General features: G+C 46.7%; 16 protein-coding genes. 14 read left to right on the top strand and 2 right to left on the bottom strand.

Annotation, left to right across the window (positions count from 1 at the left end; genetic code table 11):
- Positions 1-107: 107 nt before the first annotated feature.
- The 12 genes from OTK50_RS12450 (at position 108) to OTK50_RS12395 (ending at position 14428) form a co-directional block, all read left to right on the top strand.
- Positions 108-425, top strand: coding sequence for a hypothetical protein (locus OTK50_RS12450; RefSeq protein WP_003151370.1), 318 nt, complete (start codon positions 108-110; stop codon positions 423-425).
- Between the two features lie 32 nt (positions 426-457).
- On the top strand, positions 458-2578 hold the full coding sequence (locus OTK50_RS12445; protein ID WP_102422842.1) for a SpoIID/LytB domain-containing protein: 2121 nt from the start codon (positions 458-460) through the stop codon (positions 2576-2578).
- Between the two features lie 21 nt (positions 2579-2599).
- Positions 2600-4090, top strand: a complete 1491-nt coding sequence (locus OTK50_RS12440) for an N-acetylmuramoyl-L-alanine amidase (protein WP_070082466.1) — start codon at positions 2600-2602, stop codon at positions 4088-4090.
- A 216-nt stretch (positions 4091-4306) separates the two neighbouring features.
- Positions 4307-4966: an exopolysaccharide biosynthesis polyprenyl glycosylphosphotransferase gene (locus tag OTK50_RS12435; protein WP_003151373.1), complete on the top strand. Its 660-nt coding sequence runs from the start codon at positions 4307-4309 to the stop codon at positions 4964-4966.
- A 36-nt stretch (positions 4967-5002) separates the two neighbouring features.
- A complete protein-coding gene (gene tuaB, locus OTK50_RS12430; protein WP_020956423.1) occupies positions 5003-6451 on the top strand; it encodes a teichuronic acid biosynthesis protein TuaB in 1449 nt (482 codons plus the stop codon).
- On the top strand, positions 6448-7644 hold the full coding sequence (gene tuaC / locus OTK50_RS12425) for a teichuronic acid biosynthesis protein TuaC (RefSeq protein WP_224223861.1): 1197 nt from the start codon (positions 6448-6450) through the stop codon (positions 7642-7644). The genes tuaB and tuaC overlap by 4 nt, the downstream gene beginning before the upstream one ends.
- Positions 7645-7648: 4 nt before the next feature.
- A complete protein-coding gene (gene tuaD, locus OTK50_RS12420) occupies positions 7649-8989 on the top strand; it encodes a UDP-glucose 6-dehydrogenase TuaD (RefSeq protein ID WP_045209031.1) in 1341 nt (446 codons plus the stop codon).
- 67 nt (positions 8990-9056) lie between these two features.
- The gene (gene tuaE / locus OTK50_RS12415) at positions 9057-10544 is read left to right on the top strand and encodes a teichuronic acid biosynthesis protein TuaE (protein WP_224223860.1); all 1488 of its coding nucleotides are present in this window, start codon (positions 9057-9059) and stop codon (positions 10542-10544) included.
- The gene (gene tuaF / locus OTK50_RS12410; protein WP_224223859.1) at positions 10541-11221 is read left to right on the top strand and encodes a teichuronic acid biosynthesis protein TuaF; all 681 of its coding nucleotides are present in this window, start codon (positions 10541-10543) and stop codon (positions 11219-11221) included. Before tuaE ends, tuaF begins: the two co-directional genes overlap by 4 nt.
- Positions 11222-11244: 23 nt before the next feature.
- On the top strand, positions 11245-12003 hold the full coding sequence (tuaG, locus tag OTK50_RS12405; protein ID WP_224223858.1) for a teichuronic acid biosynthesis protein TuaG: 759 nt from the start codon (positions 11245-11247) through the stop codon (positions 12001-12003).
- Between the two features lie 19 nt (positions 12004-12022).
- Positions 12023-13219 (top strand): teichuronic acid biosynthesis protein TuaH, encoded by a 1197-nt coding sequence (gene tuaH, locus OTK50_RS12400; RefSeq protein WP_224223857.1) that lies wholly within the window; start codon positions 12023-12025, stop codon positions 13217-13219.
- Between the two features lie 132 nt (positions 13220-13351).
- On the top strand, positions 13352-14428 hold the full coding sequence (locus OTK50_RS12395) for a glycosyltransferase family 4 protein (RefSeq protein ID WP_003151382.1): 1077 nt from the start codon (positions 13352-13354) through the stop codon (positions 14426-14428).
- A gap of 98 nt (positions 14429-14526) precedes the next feature.
- Here OTK50_RS12395 and OTK50_RS12390 read toward each other — a convergent pair whose 3' ends face one another.
- Together OTK50_RS12390 and OTK50_RS12385 are read right to left on the bottom strand one after the other, a co-directional pair.
- Positions 14527-15747, bottom strand: a complete 1221-nt coding sequence (locus OTK50_RS12390; protein WP_105937243.1) for an LCP family protein — start codon at positions 15745-15747, stop codon at positions 14527-14529.
- A 4-nt stretch (positions 15748-15751) separates the two neighbouring features.
- A complete protein-coding gene (locus OTK50_RS12385; protein WP_007614107.1) occupies positions 15752-16399 on the bottom strand; it encodes a YigZ family protein in 648 nt (215 codons plus the stop codon).
- 222 nt (positions 16400-16621) lie between these two features.
- Here OTK50_RS12385 and degS point away from each other — a divergent pair, with 222 nt between their 5' ends.
- A complete protein-coding gene (gene degS / locus OTK50_RS12380) occupies positions 16622-17785 on the top strand; it encodes a two-component sensor histidine kinase DegS (RefSeq protein WP_007407484.1) in 1164 nt (387 codons plus the stop codon).
- 76 nt (positions 17786-17861) lie between these two features.
- Positions 17862-18551, top strand: coding sequence for a two-component system response regulator DegU (gene degU, locus OTK50_RS12375; RefSeq protein ID WP_003219701.1), 690 nt, complete (start codon positions 17862-17864; stop codon positions 18549-18551).
- The last annotated feature ends 4 nt before the right edge of the window (positions 18552-18555 follow it).

The raw sequence follows: 18555 nt of genomic DNA, 5'->3' as shown, positions 1-18555 counted from the left end.
TAACCATGTAATAGACGAAATTCTTAAAAAAAAGGTTACAAAAAGACCTTAAAATTACCTTAAAAAAAAGTTAGTATAAGACGATACATAAAGATGAGGTGAAAAAAATGAAAAAAACTATTGCAGCTTCGTTCTTAATACTGCTTTTTTCTGTTGTATTGGCAGCGTGCGGAACGGCGGAACAATCAAAGAAGGGAAGCGGTTCTTCGGAGAACCAGGCTCAAAAAGAAACAGCATATTATGTCGGTATGGCGGATACGCACACAATTGAAGTAAAAGTGGATGATCAGCCCGTCAGCTTTGAATTTTCTGATGACTTCTCTGATGTTCTGAATAAATTCAGCGAAAATGACAAAGTCAGCATTACTTATTTCACAAATGATAAAGGCCAAAAAGAGATCAAGGAAATCGAGAAAGCAAAATAATACACCATGATCAGCAAAAGGCGGGATAAAAATTGAAGAAAACAATATGGGCTGTCTGTTTTTCTGTGATATTCAGCCTGGCTTTATTACCGGAAAGCACTTTTGCGGCCAGTTCTGATATCTCAGTAAAACTGACGAATTATATTGGTAATAAATCGACTCTGAATATCGAACCTTCAGGAACTTATAAACTGACGGGAAGCGATGTCTCCTCCGTTGTCAGATTGGGAGGCGCGTCCAAATATGATACGGCTAACGCCGCGACATCTAAGTATTGGAAAAACCCGTCCAACGTGGTCGTCGTGAATACGGATGCTTATTTTGCGGACACGCTTTCCGTCATTCCTTTAGCGAATAAACTGAAAGCGCCTGTTCTGCTGACTGAAGCGAAAAAACTGAGCAGCAGCACAGAAGCGCAAATCAAGAAATTCAATCCGGATAATATTTTAATCATCGGCGGGACGAACAGTATTTCGTCAGCCGCGGAAAAGACATTGAAGAAATACGGCCGCACGAAACGGATCAGCGGAAAAAACAGATATGATCTGTCCAAAAATATTGCGGCCGAAATGGGCAGCTATGACCAGGCGGTCGTAGTAACGGGAGATGTATATACGGATGCGCTGGCAATCGCGCCATATGCCGCGCAAAACGGCTATCCGATTCTTCTGACGAAAAAAGACTCCCTTCCGAGCTACAATCTGCCTAAAAAAGTGATCATCATGGGAGGCACTTCAAGCGTCAGCAAAGATGTGGAGAATCAAATTAAAAAGAAGGCCTCGGTCACCAAACGAATTACCGGATCAAACAGATATCAAATATCAGCAAACGCAGTCACTTCGCTTGGCATGGATGCAAGCAAAACGGTGGCTGCCAACGGGACTAAATTAGCGGACATCGTAGTCGGATCAAATATTGCGGCCGCAAATCACATGCCGCTTGTATACATCAAAAAAAGCGAAACACCCGCCGACGAGGCCAGCCTTTTTAAAACGAAAGGCACCTATTCTTATACATTAATAGGCAGCGCGAATTCAATTGCCGATTCAGTTAAGGCTGCTTACGCAAAAGAGTTTTATCTCGTAAACGGAAAGACGTACCGTATTGAAACGTCCGGCGGCAAATTAGGCGTTGCAGGCATTAACAGCGGAAAAACGTCTTTCAAGGCGGTTCCTGAAAAATATTCAACAGCAAACACAATCAGCATTGACGGGAAGCCATATCTGGGGAATATGAGTTTCACTGCTGAATCCGGCAAATATGTAAGACCTGTTAATGAAAACATTCCTTTTGAGGATTATCTGAAAGGTGTCCTGCCGAATGAAATGCCGGGAAGTTGGCCGACAGAAGCGCTGAAAGCCCAGGCTGTTGCCGCCCGCACCTACTCTATCGGCAAGATGGGACAAACAGTCGCGGATACAACGGCCTTTCAGGTTTACGGGGGATACAGCTGGTATCCAAACGCCACCGCAGCCGTTAACGGAACAAAAGGGAAAGTGCTCACTTATTCCGGCAGATTGATAGATGCCACTTACTCATCAAGCAATGGCGGTTACATGGAAGCCGGCGATGAAGTGTGGGGATCGAACGTGCCGTATTTAGTAGCCAAAAAGGACACAAAAGATCCGGAAATCAGCTGGTCTTTAACATTGCAGAAGCAGCAGCTGCCAGCGGGTCTGGATATGAAAAATCCCGCATCCTGGTGGTCTAAAACAAACGAAGCAAATGCTGCGCAGCTCAACGGAATAAAAAATTGGCTGATGAAAAATAAAGAAACCAATGCAAGTTCCATAAAAATTGCAAGCATCTCTGATCTCTCGCTCACCGGAAAAACAAAAGGCCAGCGCGCGGAAGACGCCGCGGTGAAGGTCACGTACCATGTGAATGACAAGTCGAAGGGCTATGTCATGAACAAGACTGCATCTGTTGAGGTGAAAGCGTCTGAACTCAGGACGATGATCGGAGCTTCATCTTTTAAAAGCACATACGCCAGTGCGTCCGGTAATTCTTCGCAAATCACGATATCAGGAAAGGGATACGGTCACGGCGTAGGAATGAGTCAATACGGAGCAAAAGAAAGAGCGGAGGCCGGAGAGCCGTATACTTCTATTCTTGCGTTCTATTATCCTAATACAGCACTTACAAACTACTAAACTTCTGTGGAGGAGATCGGATTGAAATTCATCATAAAATGTCTCCCCGTCTTTATTCTCGGGGTCATTCTATTTGTCCCTTCCGCTTTGGCTGACAACACGGTTAAAAGGATCGGCGGAAGCACCCGGTATGATACGGCTGTACTGGCGGCAAAACAATCATGGGGTGAAGCGAAAACGGTAATTATCACCGGCGGAACTTCATATGCCGATGCAATTGCCGCTGCGCCGCTTGCATATCAAAAAAATGCGCCGCTGCTGTTTACAAATAAAGATCAGCTGTCTGCCGGCACAAAAAAGGGATTAATTGATTTAAAAACGAAAAATGTGATTATCGTAGGCGGCACACCTGCCGTTTCGAAAAATACCGCAAATCAAATTGCTAAATTAGGCATCAGTGTCAAACGATTATCAGGGAGTACGAGATATGCCACAGCCGCAAAAGTGGCGGGTGAAATGACAAGATCTTCTACAGCCCTTGTGGTCAACGGGTTTGTTGATGCAGATGGAATGGCTGCGATTTCTTATGCGTCCGCTAAAAAATATCCGATTTTATTCACTAATGATTCAACGTTAAATGGTTCTACGTCCAATGCGATCAAAAGCTTAGGGATTAAAAACACGATTGTCATCGGCGGGACAAGCAGCATCAGCAGCTCACTTTATAATAAGCTGCCGAACCCTTCAAGAATCAGCGGCAAAAACCGCTATAACCTGTCTGTGAATCTTGCAAAAAAGACAGGCTTAAGCACAGGCTATACGTTTGTTACCAATGGCTTTAAAGAGGCGGATACCATCGTCGGAGGCGTGCTGAGCGCCAAACAGGGAAGAGTTCACCTGCTGACGAATGGAGACAGTCTGTCAAAAGACGTCCGGACGTATATCGGAAGTAAAAACATCACCAGCTTCACCGTCATAGGAAGTGCTTCATCTTTAAGCAACAATGCCGCGTCGCAGCTTAAAAATCCCGTTGTCGGCAAAACGGTCTTTATTGATCCGGGGCACGGCTATCAGGATTCAGGTGCAACCGGAAACGGCTTGCTTGAGAAAAATGTAAACCTTGATATCGCTACGCGTCTTAACAATCAATTATACGGCGCGGGCGCGCTTACTGTAATGTCGAGAAAGGGCGACACCTTTGATTCGCTTGAGGAGAGAGTGAACAAAGGGGCGAAGGCGAACGCCGATATTTTCATCAGCGTCCATGCGAACGCAAATGATAACAGCAGTGCAAACGGTACGGAGACGTATTATGATAAAACGTACCAATCCGCAAACAGTCTGAGGCTTGCCCAAAATATTCAGCCGAGAATGGTTTCTGCTCTCGGCACGCGTGACCGCGGTGTGAAAACTGCCGGATTTTACGTCATTAAGTATTCTAAAATGCCGAGTGTCTTGTTAGAAACCGGTTTTGTCACAAGCCCGATTGATGCCAATATTTTAAAACAATCAACGAAAAAGGACAGACTCGCGGCGGGGATCACCCAAGGCGTTTCCTCCTATTTCCGATAATTTTTTCATGGAAACAGACCGGTTCATACCGGTCTGTTTTTTTATTTTTCATTATGCTTTGTCTCAAATATGGATATGAATAGATTTACAATAAAAAAACAATAATCGAAACATTCTAATAAACATTAACGCTTCCTTTACTTCCAATTAACATCCATCTGCTAAACTCACGGCATAGGTCATCAAACATCCCAACAAATCGTGAGGTGTGTGTCAGTGGGAGCAGAGAAAAGCATGAATGTAAATAATAACTATGCAGTGCGGCAGGGGACTTCCGCTGCCGTTACGGAAAGAACGGCCCGTTATTTGGCTTTTAAGCGATTTATGGACATTGTGTTTGCGCTTGCGGGGCTCTTGGCGGCGCTCCCGGTGATGGGCCTGTTCTCCATACTGATTCGTTTGGAGTCGCCCGGCCCGGCTTTTTATAAGCAGGAGCGGGTAGGCAAAGACGGGAAGCCGTTTTATTTGTATAAGCTCCGCTCTATGAAAATAGATGCTGAAAAATCGGGGGCGGTCTGGGCGCTGAAAAAGGATCCCCGCGTGACAAAGGTCGGCGCTTTTATCAGAAGGACCCGTATTGATGAGCTGCCGCAGCTGGTAAATGTGCTTCGGGGAGAAATGAGCCTGATCGGCCCGCGTCCCGAGCGTCCCGTGTTTACGGAACAGTTTCAGGCTGAGATTCCGGGGTTTACGGAGCGGCTGGCCGTTAAGCCGGGATTAAGCGGCTGGGCGCAGGTCAACGGGGGATATGACATGACACCGAGGGAAAAACTAATGTTTGACTTATATTATATCCGCAACCTGACCTTTTCATTGGAACTGAAGATTATGCTCAAAACGTGCAAAGTGATCTGGACCGGTGACGGGGCGCGATAAAAATTCTGGTCAGCAGACAAAAAAGTAGGGAAAACGATGCCTAGTATTACAAATCAAATCTTGAGCGGCGCCAAATGGACAAGTATTTCGACAGCGTGTATTACGGTCATTCAAATCATCCAATTCGCCCTGCTCGGGCGGGTCATGTCACTGGCTGAATTCGGCCTTGTCGGCATGATCACAACGGTAGTGGTGTTTGCCCAAATTGCGCTTGATATGGGTTTTGGCGCCGCGCTCATTCAAAAAGATCATGTGACTGATAAACAGATGTCTTCCTTGTACTGGCTGAATATCATAACGGGGCTTGCGCTGTTTGCGCTGCTGTTTTTCAGCAGTCCGCTCATCGCCGATTTTTATCGGCGGGAGGAGCTTTTCTATTTAATCCGCGTGCTGGCCGTTATGTTTTTAATCGCGCCGATCGGTCAGCAATACCAGTATATGCTGCAAAAAGCGCTGGCATTTAACACGTTAAGCAAGATTGAAATCTTTTCAAATGTGCTGTCCTTCGTGTATTTGGCGGCCGCGGTTTTTTATACGGACCCGATTCTCGCCTATGTGATTTCTCAGGTGCTGCTGCAATCGTCGAAAGGGATTCTGTACTGGATGGCCTGCAGAAAAACATGGAGACCGACGTTGGTTTTTGATCTGAAAGGAATGAAAGGCTTCTTTTCTTTCGGGGCCTTTCAGCTGTCTTCCCGGCTTGTGAACCGGCTCGGAGCGAATATTGATATGATTCTGATCGGCAGTTTTATCGGCGCTGAGGCGCTCGGCATTTACAATCTGGCCTACCAGATTGTCACGCTTCCGGTATTAAAAATTAATCCGATCATTACGAGAGTCGCGTTTCCCGTCTTTGCGAAAAACAAGCATGAAAACAGCGTTATCAGAGAAGGATTTCTCAATATGACCAAAATACTCGCGCTGATATCCTTTCCGCTTTTGCTCGGTTTGGTTTCAGTGTCGGATGCATTCGTGGCTTCGGTATTCGGAGAAAAATGGCTGGCGGCTGTCCCGGTTTTAAACGTTCTCGCCATCGTCGGGATATTAAGGGTTCTGATGAATCCGAACGGATCTGTGCTGCTCGCAAAAGGGCGGGCCGATCTGGCGTTTTATTGGGACGCCGGGGTGATGCTGCTGTATGGTGCATCTTTGTACGCCGCCGTGCTGTCCGGAAATCTCTTGACGGTAGCCTGGACGTACGCTTTCATCAGCATCCTGAATTTCCTGATCGGGCGCTGGCTGTTGGCATATGTCATTAAGCTGCGGCTGTCGGCTTACTTCAAAGCCGTGGCCAAACCGTTTGTGCTTACGGCGGCAATGGGTGTCATCGCCTTTACAGCCAGCTTCGGCACGGAGCGGATCAGCCTTGATGTCAAGCTGCGGCTGGCGATCTCCGTAGCCTGCGGCGCGTTGTGTTATTTATTCCTGTTAGGAAAAGCTTATCCGCATATGAAAAGTAAATTAAGAAAAGGACGTTTGCTATGAAGGTATTGTGGATGACAAGTGTCTATCCGAGCAGTGAGAAGCCGGGAGAAGGCGTTTTTCATGAGACGCAGGCCCAAGAACTGAGAAGGCTTGGCGCGGAGATGACCGTCATTTGTCCGCGGCCGAAACTCGCCGCGCCATTCCGGGTGCTGAAAAAGACGTATCGGCAAAAGGATATCAGGCCGGCGCATGAATGGCGGAAAGGCGTGTCCGTCCACCGGCCGTTTTATCAGGCGGTTCCCGGGCAGCTGAAATGGGCGCAGCCGCATAAAAGAATGGCGGAATCGGTTCTTTCCGCGATTAAAAATCATGGCCTGAAGCCCGATCTGATTCACGCGCATTTCGCCATGCCGTCAGGCGGAGCGGCCGCCATTGTGTCAAAGGCTTTAGGCATTCCGTATGTGCTGACCTTGCATGGCAGTGATGTCAATGTCTATCCGCATTACAGCAAAAGCGCTCATCGCGCATTTACATTTGCGGTGCGGGAAGCAGCCGATATTTACGCTGTGAGCGGCAGTCTGCGGGAACAAATGAAAAAGCTCATCGAAGCGGAGTGCAGCGTGCTTCCGATCGGCATCACGCTTGACGCCTTCCGAAAAAGGAACGAGACGAAAGAAGCCGTCAGAAAACGGCTCGGCCTTCCTCCGGATAAAAAACTGATCGTGTTCATCGGCAGGCTTGTCAAAGAGAAAGGTGTTTTCGACTTATCAAAAGCCGTTCAGTCATTGGATGAAAATTATGAAGCTGTCTTTGTCGGTGACGGTCCCGCCGCATCTTCATTGCGGGAAGCCGCTCATATCGTCACGGGGCAAGTGCCGAACGACAAGGTACAGGACTATCTGCTGGCCTCGGATGTAATGGCGCTGCCGTCCTACAGCGAAGGCATGCCGACTGTGGTCATTGAGGCGCTCGCTCTGAAGGTGCCGGTAATCTGCACCGATGTCGGAGGATTGGCTTCTTTATTCGGGAAACACCGGGGGTTGCTGATCAAGCCGGGTTCACCTGAGACGCTGGCAGAATCGATTCTGCGATATGACGAAGGAGAGGCTTGGAAGCCGCAAACAGCCGAGGAACTTTATCAAACCGTCCGCACGTATTTTGACGCAAGCCAAAACGCGAAAGCGCTGAAAGAGAAATACCGATCCGTAATGAACCGGGCCGGGCAAGAGGAGAACCTTTCGAAAGAGGGATGAAGCTGTGAAAAAAATCGCTGTATTAGGAACAGGGTATGTAGGTCTTGTATCTGGAACTTGTTTTGCGGAAATCGGCCATCATGTGACTTGCTGTGACATCAATGAAGCGAAAATCAGAAGCTTGCAAAATGGAGTCATCCCGATATATGAACCGGGGCTTGAGGAATTAGCCGAAAAAAATGTCAGTGCCGGGCGCTTATCCTTTACGGCCGATATTGAGCCGGCTGTGAAAGCCGCTGATATCATCTATATCGCCGTCGGTACGCCGATGTCAAAGACGGGTGAAGCCGATCTGACCTACATTAAGGCAGCGGCGCAAACAATCGGAGAACAGCTGAACGGATACAAAATCATTGTCACCAAAAGCACTGTTCCGGTCGGGACGGGAAAGCTCGTTTATCAAATCGTCAGCGAAGCGTCAAAGGGAAAATATCCGTTTGATGTCGCGTCAAATCCTGAATTCCTCCGCGAAGGTTCGGCGGTGCGGGATACGATGCAGATGGAGCGGGCGGTTATCGGCGCCACAAGCGAACATGCCGCTTCGGTCATTGAAGAGCTTCATAAGCCGTTCCGTACGAAGATCGTAAAGACCAATCTTGAAAGCGCGGAAATGATTAAGTATGCCGCAAATGCTTTTTTAGCCGCCAAAATATCTTTTATTAACGATATCGCCAATATTTGCGAACGTGTCGGGGCGGACATTTCCCACGTGTCAGAAGGCGTCGGTCTTGACAGCCGGATCGGGAATAAATTTCTGCAGGCGGGCATCGGATTCGGCGGATCCTGCTTTCCGAAGGATACAACGGCTTTATTGCATATCGCAAACGCCGCCGGCTATCCGTTTCAAATGATGGAAGCCGTCATTGAAACCAATCAGAAGCAGCGGGTCCGTATTACGGAAAAATTGAACCGCGCCATCGGTCCCTTAAAAGGGAAAACCGTGGCCGTACTGGGGCTGGCCTTTAAACCGCACACAAATGACGTCCGCTCCGCCCCGGCTCTTGATATCATCACAAGTCTTAAAAAGCAGGGCGCTCACGTGAAAGCGTATGATCCGATCGCGATTCCCGAAGCGTCAGCGATATTAGGAGACGGCGGCATTGAATATCACACAGAGCTGTACAGTGCCATCAAAAACGCGGACGCATGCCTGATTACAACAGATTGGCCGGAAGTCAAGGAGATGGATCTTCAGAGAGTGAAGCAGCTGCTCAAACAGCCGGTCATCATTGACGGCAGAAATATGTTTCCGTTGGAGTATATGAGGGTTTCAGGATTCACTTATCATTCCGTCGGACGTCCGGCGGTTCATGCCGATCGGCAAATAAAAGAACTGGCAAGATAGAAAAAGATTTGTCTTCAGGCTCTCGGCAGCCCGGCTCGGCTGCCGGTTTTGGAAAGGGGTTTGCCATGTGAGTATCAAACGTTCAGCGGCACATGTTCTTGTGCTGCTTGCCGCTCTCATTACAGGAGGATTTATCATGCTGGAGGCGGTCAGGGCGGAAGCCGGCTTCGGAAAAATCACCGTGCTGCTGCTTGCCGCCATGATCGGCATTGCCGGACTTGCTTTGCTATCCGCCTTTACAACAAACGGTCAGATGTTTATGGGGCTCATTTATATACTGATCGCGTGTACATTTTTAAACCAGGCCTTCTTTGCGGTTCATCTCGGATTTTTCAGCTTATTTATATACCGGCTGCTATTAATCGGAGCGGGCGCCCTTCACATCGCCGGCATCCTGACAAACCGTCATCATATTGACAGATGGAATCGGGTGAATGTAAAAGGGGTTCTGATGTTTTTTGCCTTATGGTTTACATACGGTCTCCTATCGTTATTGTGGGCAAAATCCGTGACGTACGGGATTAAATATTTAGCTTTAATGGGAATGGGCATGTTTCTGATTTATCTCATTGTCATGTTCATTCAGCGCTTTGATCAGCTGATGATTTTTTACGGCATATGGCTTGTGATGACCATTTTTGTGATGGCGATCGGCTTTTACAACCATTTTACACACCACCATCTGCCGAGCTCCACGCTTTATAACGGCCCGCAATACAAACAGCATTATCCGACGTCCGTTTTCTTTAATCAAAATGATTTCGCCACCTTTTTGTGCATCAGTTTCTTTCTGTATGCAGCGGCGGTGAAAAATATGAAAAACGGCTATGTGAAGGCCGTCAGCCTGCTCTTTGCGATCAGCGCTTTGTATTTAATCATTTTGACCGGTTCGCGCGCGAGTCTGCTGGGCATATGCGCGGGGGCGGCTGTATACGTCTTCATCCTGCTGCCTTCCCTGTTGAAAAAACTCGCGCTGTACGCTGCGGGAGCGGGTGCGGCGCTGTGTGCGGTTTTATTTGCGGGCCGTATCACCAACGGCGTCTTGAATCTGTTTTCAGCTCCGCAGGCGATGCCGGGACAGCAACCGCTTCCTTCCAACCTCGCGAGGGCGAATCTTTTAAAAAACGCCTTTCACTATGTGATTGATTCCTGGGGGTTCGGAGTGGGTGCCGGAAACGTCTCGTATTATTTAAAAGCGGAGCCCGTTTATGATACGGGCGGCGTAGTTGAGGTGCACAACTGGCTCGTCGAGATTATGGCGAACTTCGGCGTGCTTACGATGCTCGGTTACCTGACAGTCTATTTGTTCCTTTTTTGGACACTTTATAAATGTCATGAAAGAAAATCGGAAAATCAGTCAAGACTGATCACAGAAGGACTTATCACGGCGATGGCCGGTTTTTTGGTAAGCAGCATCAGCCCAAGCTCCGTATCAAATTTATTTTTCCACTGGGTGTTTCTCTCGCTCGTGATCGCGGCGGTCAATATATTGAGGCGTTTACAAAAGGAGCCTGCCGTCACGGCGTACTATGAAAAACAGGGAGATGCGAGATGAAGGATATGTTGACAAGAATAACCCGGCGTATCAAAAAGAATATCATTTGGATCATTGCGCTGCCCGTTGTGTTAGGGACGGCGGGATATGTATTGCCGTCAAAAATCAGCGGAAACAGCAGTTTTACATCAGAAGCCGCGATCGCCGCGGGAAACTATGATCATCCGCTTTATAACAATACAAAAGAAATCCCGCTCCTTTTGACGAGCGATGCCTTTTTAAAGCAGGCTCTGCCTGATAAAACAGATGAAGAAAGAGCGGCCGTGAAAAGTCAACTGACTGTCGAAACACAATCAGATTCATTGATCACGGTCAGCTACAGCGGCCAAAACAAACAGGAGACTGAATCGGTGTTTCAAGCCGTCATAACAACTTTTCTGAAGAATGATCAGGACCTGTTTGAAAAACGGGCAAAAGTAGTGCGGCAGAGTATTGCTGCGCTTGAAGGAGAAACCGTCAGCGCGGACGCCAAAGTGGATAAGGAACGATTTTTATACGAATTGAAAAATACGCAGCTTAACCTGAAAGCGGCCGGCGTCATCAATTCAGAGCCGATGAATGAAACGGCGGGACAAGGCATGCCGCCGAAAAAGAAAGCGGTTCTGGGCGTTTTAATCGGCATTGCAGTTGCATTTATGTTCATTGTCATTCCTGAGTTTTTTAGAGAGTCCTTGTAAAAATCTGCGATGGAGATGTGACCATGACAAACTGGAAACCTTTCGTATCTGTCATTACACCGTCTTATAACGCAAGTGAATATATCGAAGACACGATCCAGTCCGTTTTACATCAAAGCCACCCGCATTGGGAAATGATTATCGCGGATGATTGTTCAACGGACGGAACGAGAGATATTTTACGGCAATATGAACAAAAGGATGAGCGGATCCGCGTCGTTTATTTAGATCAAAACGGGGGAGCCGCGGCTGCCAGAAATACAGCCCTTAAACATGCCCAGGGCCGTTATGTCGCATTTCTGGACAGCGATGACAGATGGAAAAAGGAAAAGCTTCAAAAACAGCTTGCGTTTATGGCAGAGCGGTCCTGCGCTTTTTCATTTACGGGTTACAGCGTCATGGAGCAGGACGGAACGCCGACGGACAAAACGATTCAAGCCCCTGAAAGCCTGTCATATGATGAAGCTTTAAAAAACACGATTATCGGATGTTTAACGGTCATGATTGACAGAGAGCAGACGGGGCAGATTCAAATGCCTGATATCAGAACGCGGCAGGATTTAGCGACATGGCTTTCCCTGCTGAAAAGGGGATTTACGGCTTACGGCCTGAATGAGTGCCTTTCAGAATACAGGCTTGTGCAGAATTCGATTTCAAGCAACAAGTGGAAAGCCGCAAAAAAAACGTGGTTTGTTTATAGAGAAATTGAGCGCCTGCACTTTATCAAGGCTTCGTGGTGTTTTATGCAATATGCGAAAAACGCGGTCATGAAAAGACTGTAGGCGTCAGAGGAGCTGGGTGATGAAGGTGGAACCGATTATTCACGTAATCGTCGGAGCGGCGGAATGGGGTCATGACCGGCTGAGATACAGACGGCACCGGCTGGCTGAATTTCTCGCCCGGCAAAAAGAAACGAAAAGCGTCATTTGGGTATGCCCGTCTCCGCGAGCCAATGATGGTCAGATGGCGGGGATCGCCGAGGGAATCCGGCAGTTCACTGTAAAGGATCTCATGCAGCAAAAAGCTTTCCGCTTCGGCAGGTATACAGACATGTGCTACAGGCATAAGCTTTCACCATTGGTGAACATGCTGAAGGAAGAAGGAGAAGGGGCCCGCTGCTGCTTATGGTACACCTTCCCCGGTTTTCCGCTTCTGGCAGATCTGTTTCCTTGGGATGAAGTGATTTATGATTGCAGTGATCTGTGGGCCGCTCCGATCAGCGGCCGGTCCGGGGTGTTGTCAAATGTTAGAAAAAACATCATTAAACAAGCGGAAATGAGAATCATTCAGCGTGCCGATTCCATTACGTGTACATCTGACTGTCTGCACCAGGAGGTCGGAAAAAAGCTGGAGAACCCGCACCAGAAAGTGTTCACCATTGAAAACGGAGTGGAATATGACCTGTTTTCACGGGAAAATAAACAGCCGGATGAAGACATTTTACGGGGACGGAACGGAACGGTTCTCGGTTTTATCGGCGGAATCAAACCGAAGCTCGATTTTGCGCTTATGTCGGAAACGGCAGATGTGAGGCCTGACTGGACGATTTTATTGGTAGGCCCGAACACGGCTCAGGACGATCCGGATTTCAAGTCGCTCCTGGAACGCCCGAATGTCATCTGGACGGGACCTGCCGCGCCGAATGAAGTGCCGTCCTATATGCAGCTTGTCGACATTGGCATCATGCCGTATAAAAATTCACCTTATAATGACGCGGTATTTCCGCTTAAGCTTTTTGAATTTTTAGCCGCCGGGAAACCGGTTGTCGGCTGCAACCTTTCTTCTACGTCAAAAATCAAAAGGCCTTTCGTCTATGAATACGTTGAAGGCAGTGACCCCGCAGATTTCATCGCGGCCTGCGACGCGCTTCTGGCAGCGGACCGCAGCGGATCATACGAGGCTTTGCGCCGTGAATTGGCCCGGAGACGGGATTGGAATGTTTTATTCGGCCGAATGCTCGAATGCACGGGTATATTGAAAAATGCGCAATCCCATTAAAAGGGAAAGCGCATTTTTTGATTTGCGTGTTTCTTTTTGATGATGCTTGTTATAATAACTAGTAAGAATTATAATGGAAGGAACGGTTCAATATCAGAAAAGACTTCATATAATTCCAAAGGAGACTTCTTTATGCTTGACGAACGCATGTTTCGCATAGTTGTTGCGTTTTTTGTCTCTCTGCTAACGGTTTTAATCCTAACTCCTATCGTAAAAAAAATTGCGATCAAAATAGGTGCAGTTGACCAGCCCAGCAACCGAAAAGTACATGATAAAATAATGCCCCGTATGGGCGGCTTGGCCATCTTTATCGGCGTAGCGGCGGGTGTGCTCGCGGCCGGCATATATAATGAAACGAAAATGACCGCCATTACAGTGGGTGCGTTTATTATTGTTATTTTAGGAATCCTTGATGATAAATACCAATTAAGCGCAAAGGTAAAGTTTTTCGTCCAGCTGGCCGTGGCCATTATGATTGTGAGCACGGGACTGAAAATGGACTTTTTCTCCGTACCGTTTTTAACGGAACGTTTAGAATTGGGATGGGTCGCTTACCCGCTGACTGTGTTATGGATCGTCGGTATTACGAACGCGATGAACCTGATTGACGGTTTGGACGGACTCGCTGCCGGCCTGTCGGTCATCGGACTCTCCACTATCGCCGTTATGGCGTTGTCCGGAGGGAAAATCCTTATTCTGTCACTTTCACTTGTCGTGATAGGAAGCACACTCGGATTTTTATTTTATAATTTTCACCCGGCAAAGATATTTATGGGAGATACCGGATCGCTCTTTCTCGGATACGTCATCTCAGTACTCTCATTATTAGGTCTTTATAAAAGTGTTACTTTATTCAGTATCATCATTCCGATCATCATTTTGGGCGTGCCGATTTTTGATACGACATTCGCCGTCATCAGGCGGATTTTAAACAAACAGCCGATCTCAGCGCCTGATAAGTCACATATACACCACCGGTTGATGGCCTTCGGGCTGTCACACCGCACGGCTGTCATTATCATTTATTTAATCGGCTTCATTTTCAGCGTCAGTGCCATCCTGCTGAAAAGCGCGACCATATGGCTTTCGCTGTTTATTATTTTTGTATTAATTGTATTTATGCAAATCATAGCAGAGGTCACAGGGTTAGTAAATGAACAATTTAAACCATTTACCAAGTTTTACAAGAGATTGGTAAAGAAAAATTAAAAAGAGCAGATCATGCGAATGGTCTGCTTTTTTGTGGATTCTGCTATTCTCTTATTATATAAAAAAACCCGATCCTGCTCAAAGGATCGGGTTTACTCTTAATAGCCTGTTGTGCCGCCGGACTGTGTGCTGTCCGTACCGTTTGCACCTGCAGTACCGTTGGTTGAATCGGTTGTGCCGCTTGTTCCTGTGCTGCCGGAAGTCGAATCAGTCGTGCCGTCTGTTCCCGTGCTGCCGGAAGTCGAATCAGTCGTACTGTCCGTTCCTGTGCTGTCAGAAGCAGGATCGGACGCCGTGCTGCTTCCGGACGGGTAATCCAGATGTTTCTGCAATTCCTGCCGTACTTTTTCGAGATTGGTCGGATCCGGCTGGAAATAATATGTTCCGCCTGTAGACGCGGTTCCGCCGCCGCCTAAATATAGATCTGATCCTGTTATGCTCAGTGTATCAATCTTTTTGCTGGTAAAGCCGCTGTAAATCTGCTGAAGGGCAAGTCCTTCAGTGATTCGGATATTCGTTTGGACGTTATTGCTTGCTGTTTCAGCGATTTTATCGATTTTAGCAATATTTCCAGCTTTAGACATTTGGTCAATCAGTGCATTTAGGATTTGCTTTTGGCGGTCATTCCGGCCGAAGTCTCCGCGCTTATCCTGCTTTCTCATCCGCGCGTAAGCCAGAGCCTGCTCACCGTTCAAATGCATGTTTCCTTTCTTGAAGTAGATCCGTTTCTTTTTACTGACGTCACTCATTTCGTCGAAGTCAAACGGCACTTTTACATTGACTCCGCCGACTTCATCAATAACATCTTTAAAGCCGTTAAAATCGACAGTGACATACTTATCAATCGGTATGCCTAATAAGTCTTCGACGGTTGAGACGGTTTCATCCGCCCCGCCTTTAGCAAAAGCCGCATTGATTTTTGATTTTTTACCGGTTGTATCGCCGGCAAGCGTCACCCGCGTATCACGCGGAATACTCAGCATTTTCATTGTTTTATTTCTCGGATCAAGGGTAACGACAATAAGAGAGTCTGATCGTCCGCCTTTTCCGCTTGTGGCATAATTTTCGATCCCCATAAACAAAATGGAGAACGGTTTTTTCTTCATATCGATGACTTTATCCCGAAGTTTTGATTTGTCTCCGCGGGAAAGGGCATCATATGCATTATCTGCCGCATTGATCGTTTTGTATACTTTGTATCCGCCAAACCCGGCAGCGACTAACAAAACGAGGGTAAGCAGCAGCAAAATCCGTTTGAATATGATCTTTCGTTTGCTTTTCTTTTTCTTTCGAACACGCACTCTTACACGTTCAGCCATTACATTAGTCTCCTTTAGGGCTGACGTCTGTTTCTAAATACGTCAGTTCTCCCTCTGTATTCTTACTCTTGCCGTTCGTCAGTTCTGTCATCCATTTTATAAACTCGTCTTTGTCTTTTTCTTCAACGTACGTTTCAAATTCGACATGATCCGCATAATGGATATCTTTCAGTAAAAAAACTGATTCTCTCAGTTCGTTCTCTATCTTGCCGAGCCACGTATAATCCGCTGATGTATGCATAATCCGCATCAGCTTCCGCTCCGTAACTCCTATATGATTTAAGCCTTCAGACACTGACTTCCCATATGCACGAATCAATCCGCCTGCACCGAGCTTTATTCCGCCGAAATACCGGGTAACCACCGCGCAGGTATCTTTCAGACCGCGTTTTTTCAGCACTTCCAGCATGGGGACGCCGGCTGTGCCGCTTGGTTCTCCGTCATCATTCGCCTTTTGTATATGGTCGGTTTCGCCGATCAGATAAGCTGAGCAGTTATGAGTCGCATTCCAGTGCTGTTTTTTTATCTTTTGTATAAATTCCTGCGCTTCCTCTTCAGAAGCAGCACGGCTCAGGTGACAGATAAAACGCGATTTTTCAATCACAATCTCATGTTCACCCGTTTCTTTAACTGTTAAATAGCTGTGCAGCATGATTGCTGGACCCTCCTGACAAGCATTAAAAGACTTGTTTCTACAAATTCGAACAGACTTTAGAATTTTTGCGCATATTTTGGTATCATGAAAGAGTAAGATACTATATAAAAATGTTTTTTTCTAGAATATACGCATTCTTTCATTATAATTCGACATAAATTGCAGTTCAATTACATTTATAATAAAAATACATAACAACACCGTTACGGAGGGAGACAGATGAATAAATCGAAGATGGACTCCAAAGTTTTGGATTCTATACTTATGAAAATGCTGAAAACCGTGGACGGGAGCAAGGACGAGGTTTTTCAAATCGGAGAGCAGTCGCGCCAGCAATATGAGCAGCTGGTTGAAGAACTCAAACAGATCAAACAGCAGGTGTACGAAGTCATTGAGCTGGGCGACAAACTTGAAGTTCATACGCGGCATGCACGAAACCGCTTGTCTGAAGTAAGCAGAAATTTCCATAAGTTCAGCGAAGAAGAAATTCGCAACGCCTATGAAAAGGCGCACAAACTTCAAGTGGAACTGACGATGATCCAGCAGCGCGAAAAGCAGCTGCGGGAGCGCAGAGATGATTTAGAACGCCGGCTTTTGGGGCTTCAGGAAATTATTGAACGGTCAGAATCATTAGTCAGCCAAATAACCGTCGTTCTGAATTACCTGAATCAAGACCTTCGCCAAGTAGGGCTTCTTCTTGCCGATGCGCAGGCTAAACAAGATTTCGGTTTAAGAATCATTGAAGCCCAAGAGGAAGAAAGAAAAAGAGTTTCCAGAGAAATTCATGACGGTCCCGCGCAAATGCTGGCAAATGTCATGATGAGATCGGAATTAATTGAACGGATCTTCCGCGACCGCGGCACGGAGGACGGATTTCAGGAAATCAGAAATCTACGGCAGAATGTGCGGAATGCCCTTTACGAAGTCAGAAGGATTATATATGATTTAAGACCGATGGCATTGGACGATCTCGGGCTGATTCCGACACTGAGAAAATATCTTTATACAACTGAAGAATACAACGGAAAGGTGAAAATACATTTTCAGTGCATCGGAGACACAGAGAACCAAAGGCTTGCCCCGCAATTTGAAGTGGCGCTTTTCCGTCTCGCTCAGGAAGCCGTCACAAATGCACTCAAGCATTCAGAATCAGAGGAAATTACAGTAAAAGTGGAAGTAACCGCTGATTTTGTCGTTCTCATCATTAAGGACAATGGAAAAGGCTTTGATATTAAGGATGCTAAACAAAAGAAAAACAAGTCATTCGGCTTGCTGGGAATGAAAGAAAGAGTAGATCTGCTTGAAGGAACGATAACGATAGACTCTAAAATAGGTCTTGGGACATTTATCATGATTAAGGTTCCGTTATCTCTCGGCCTATAATTTGTTAAATAGAGCCAAAAGACATATTGACCGAACAGCGGCGTATATAGAACAATAGGATAAGGAGGCGTAGCGTGTGACTAAAGTAAATATTGTTATTATCGACGACCATCAACTATTCCGTGAGGGTGTAAAAAGAATATTGGATTTTGAACCTACCTTTGAAGTGGTAGCAGAAGGTGACGATGGAGATGAGGCGGCTCGAATCGTCGAGCATTATCATCCCGATGTTGTCATAATGGACATTAATATGCCGAATGTAAATGGTGTAGAGGCTACTAAACAGCTTGTTGAGCTGTACCCTGAATCTAAGGTGATTATCCTCTCCATCCATGATGATGAAAACTATGTGACTCATGCTTTAAAAACAGGTGCAAGAGGCTATCTCCTGAAAGAGATGGACGCAGATACTTTAATCGAAGCAGTGAAAGTGGTAGCCGAGGGCGGTTCTTACCTTCACCCGAAAGTAACCCACAATCTTGTCAACGAATTCCGCCGTCTTGCGACAAGCGGAGTTTCTGCTCATCCTCAGCATGAGGTTTACCCGGAAATCCGGAGACCATTACATATATTAACGAGACGGGAATGTGAAGTGCTGCAAATGCTTGCAGACGGAAAAAGCAACCGCGGAATCGGTGAATCATTGTTTATCAGTGAGAAAACAGTGAAAAATCACGTGAGCAATATTTTGCAGAAAATGAACGTTAATGACCGGACACAAGCCGTTGTCGTGGCCATTAAAAACGGCTGGGTAGAGATGCGTTAGTCAT

Origin of the sequence: Bacillus sp. NEAU-CP5, assembly GCF_026420705.1 — a bacterium.
Taxonomy (GTDB): domain Bacteria; phylum Bacillota; class Bacilli; order Bacillales; family Bacillaceae; genus Bacillus; species Bacillus velezensis.
The sequence above is the reverse complement of the archived record's forward strand: the minus strand, read 5'-3'. Positions and strand labels throughout refer to the sequence as shown.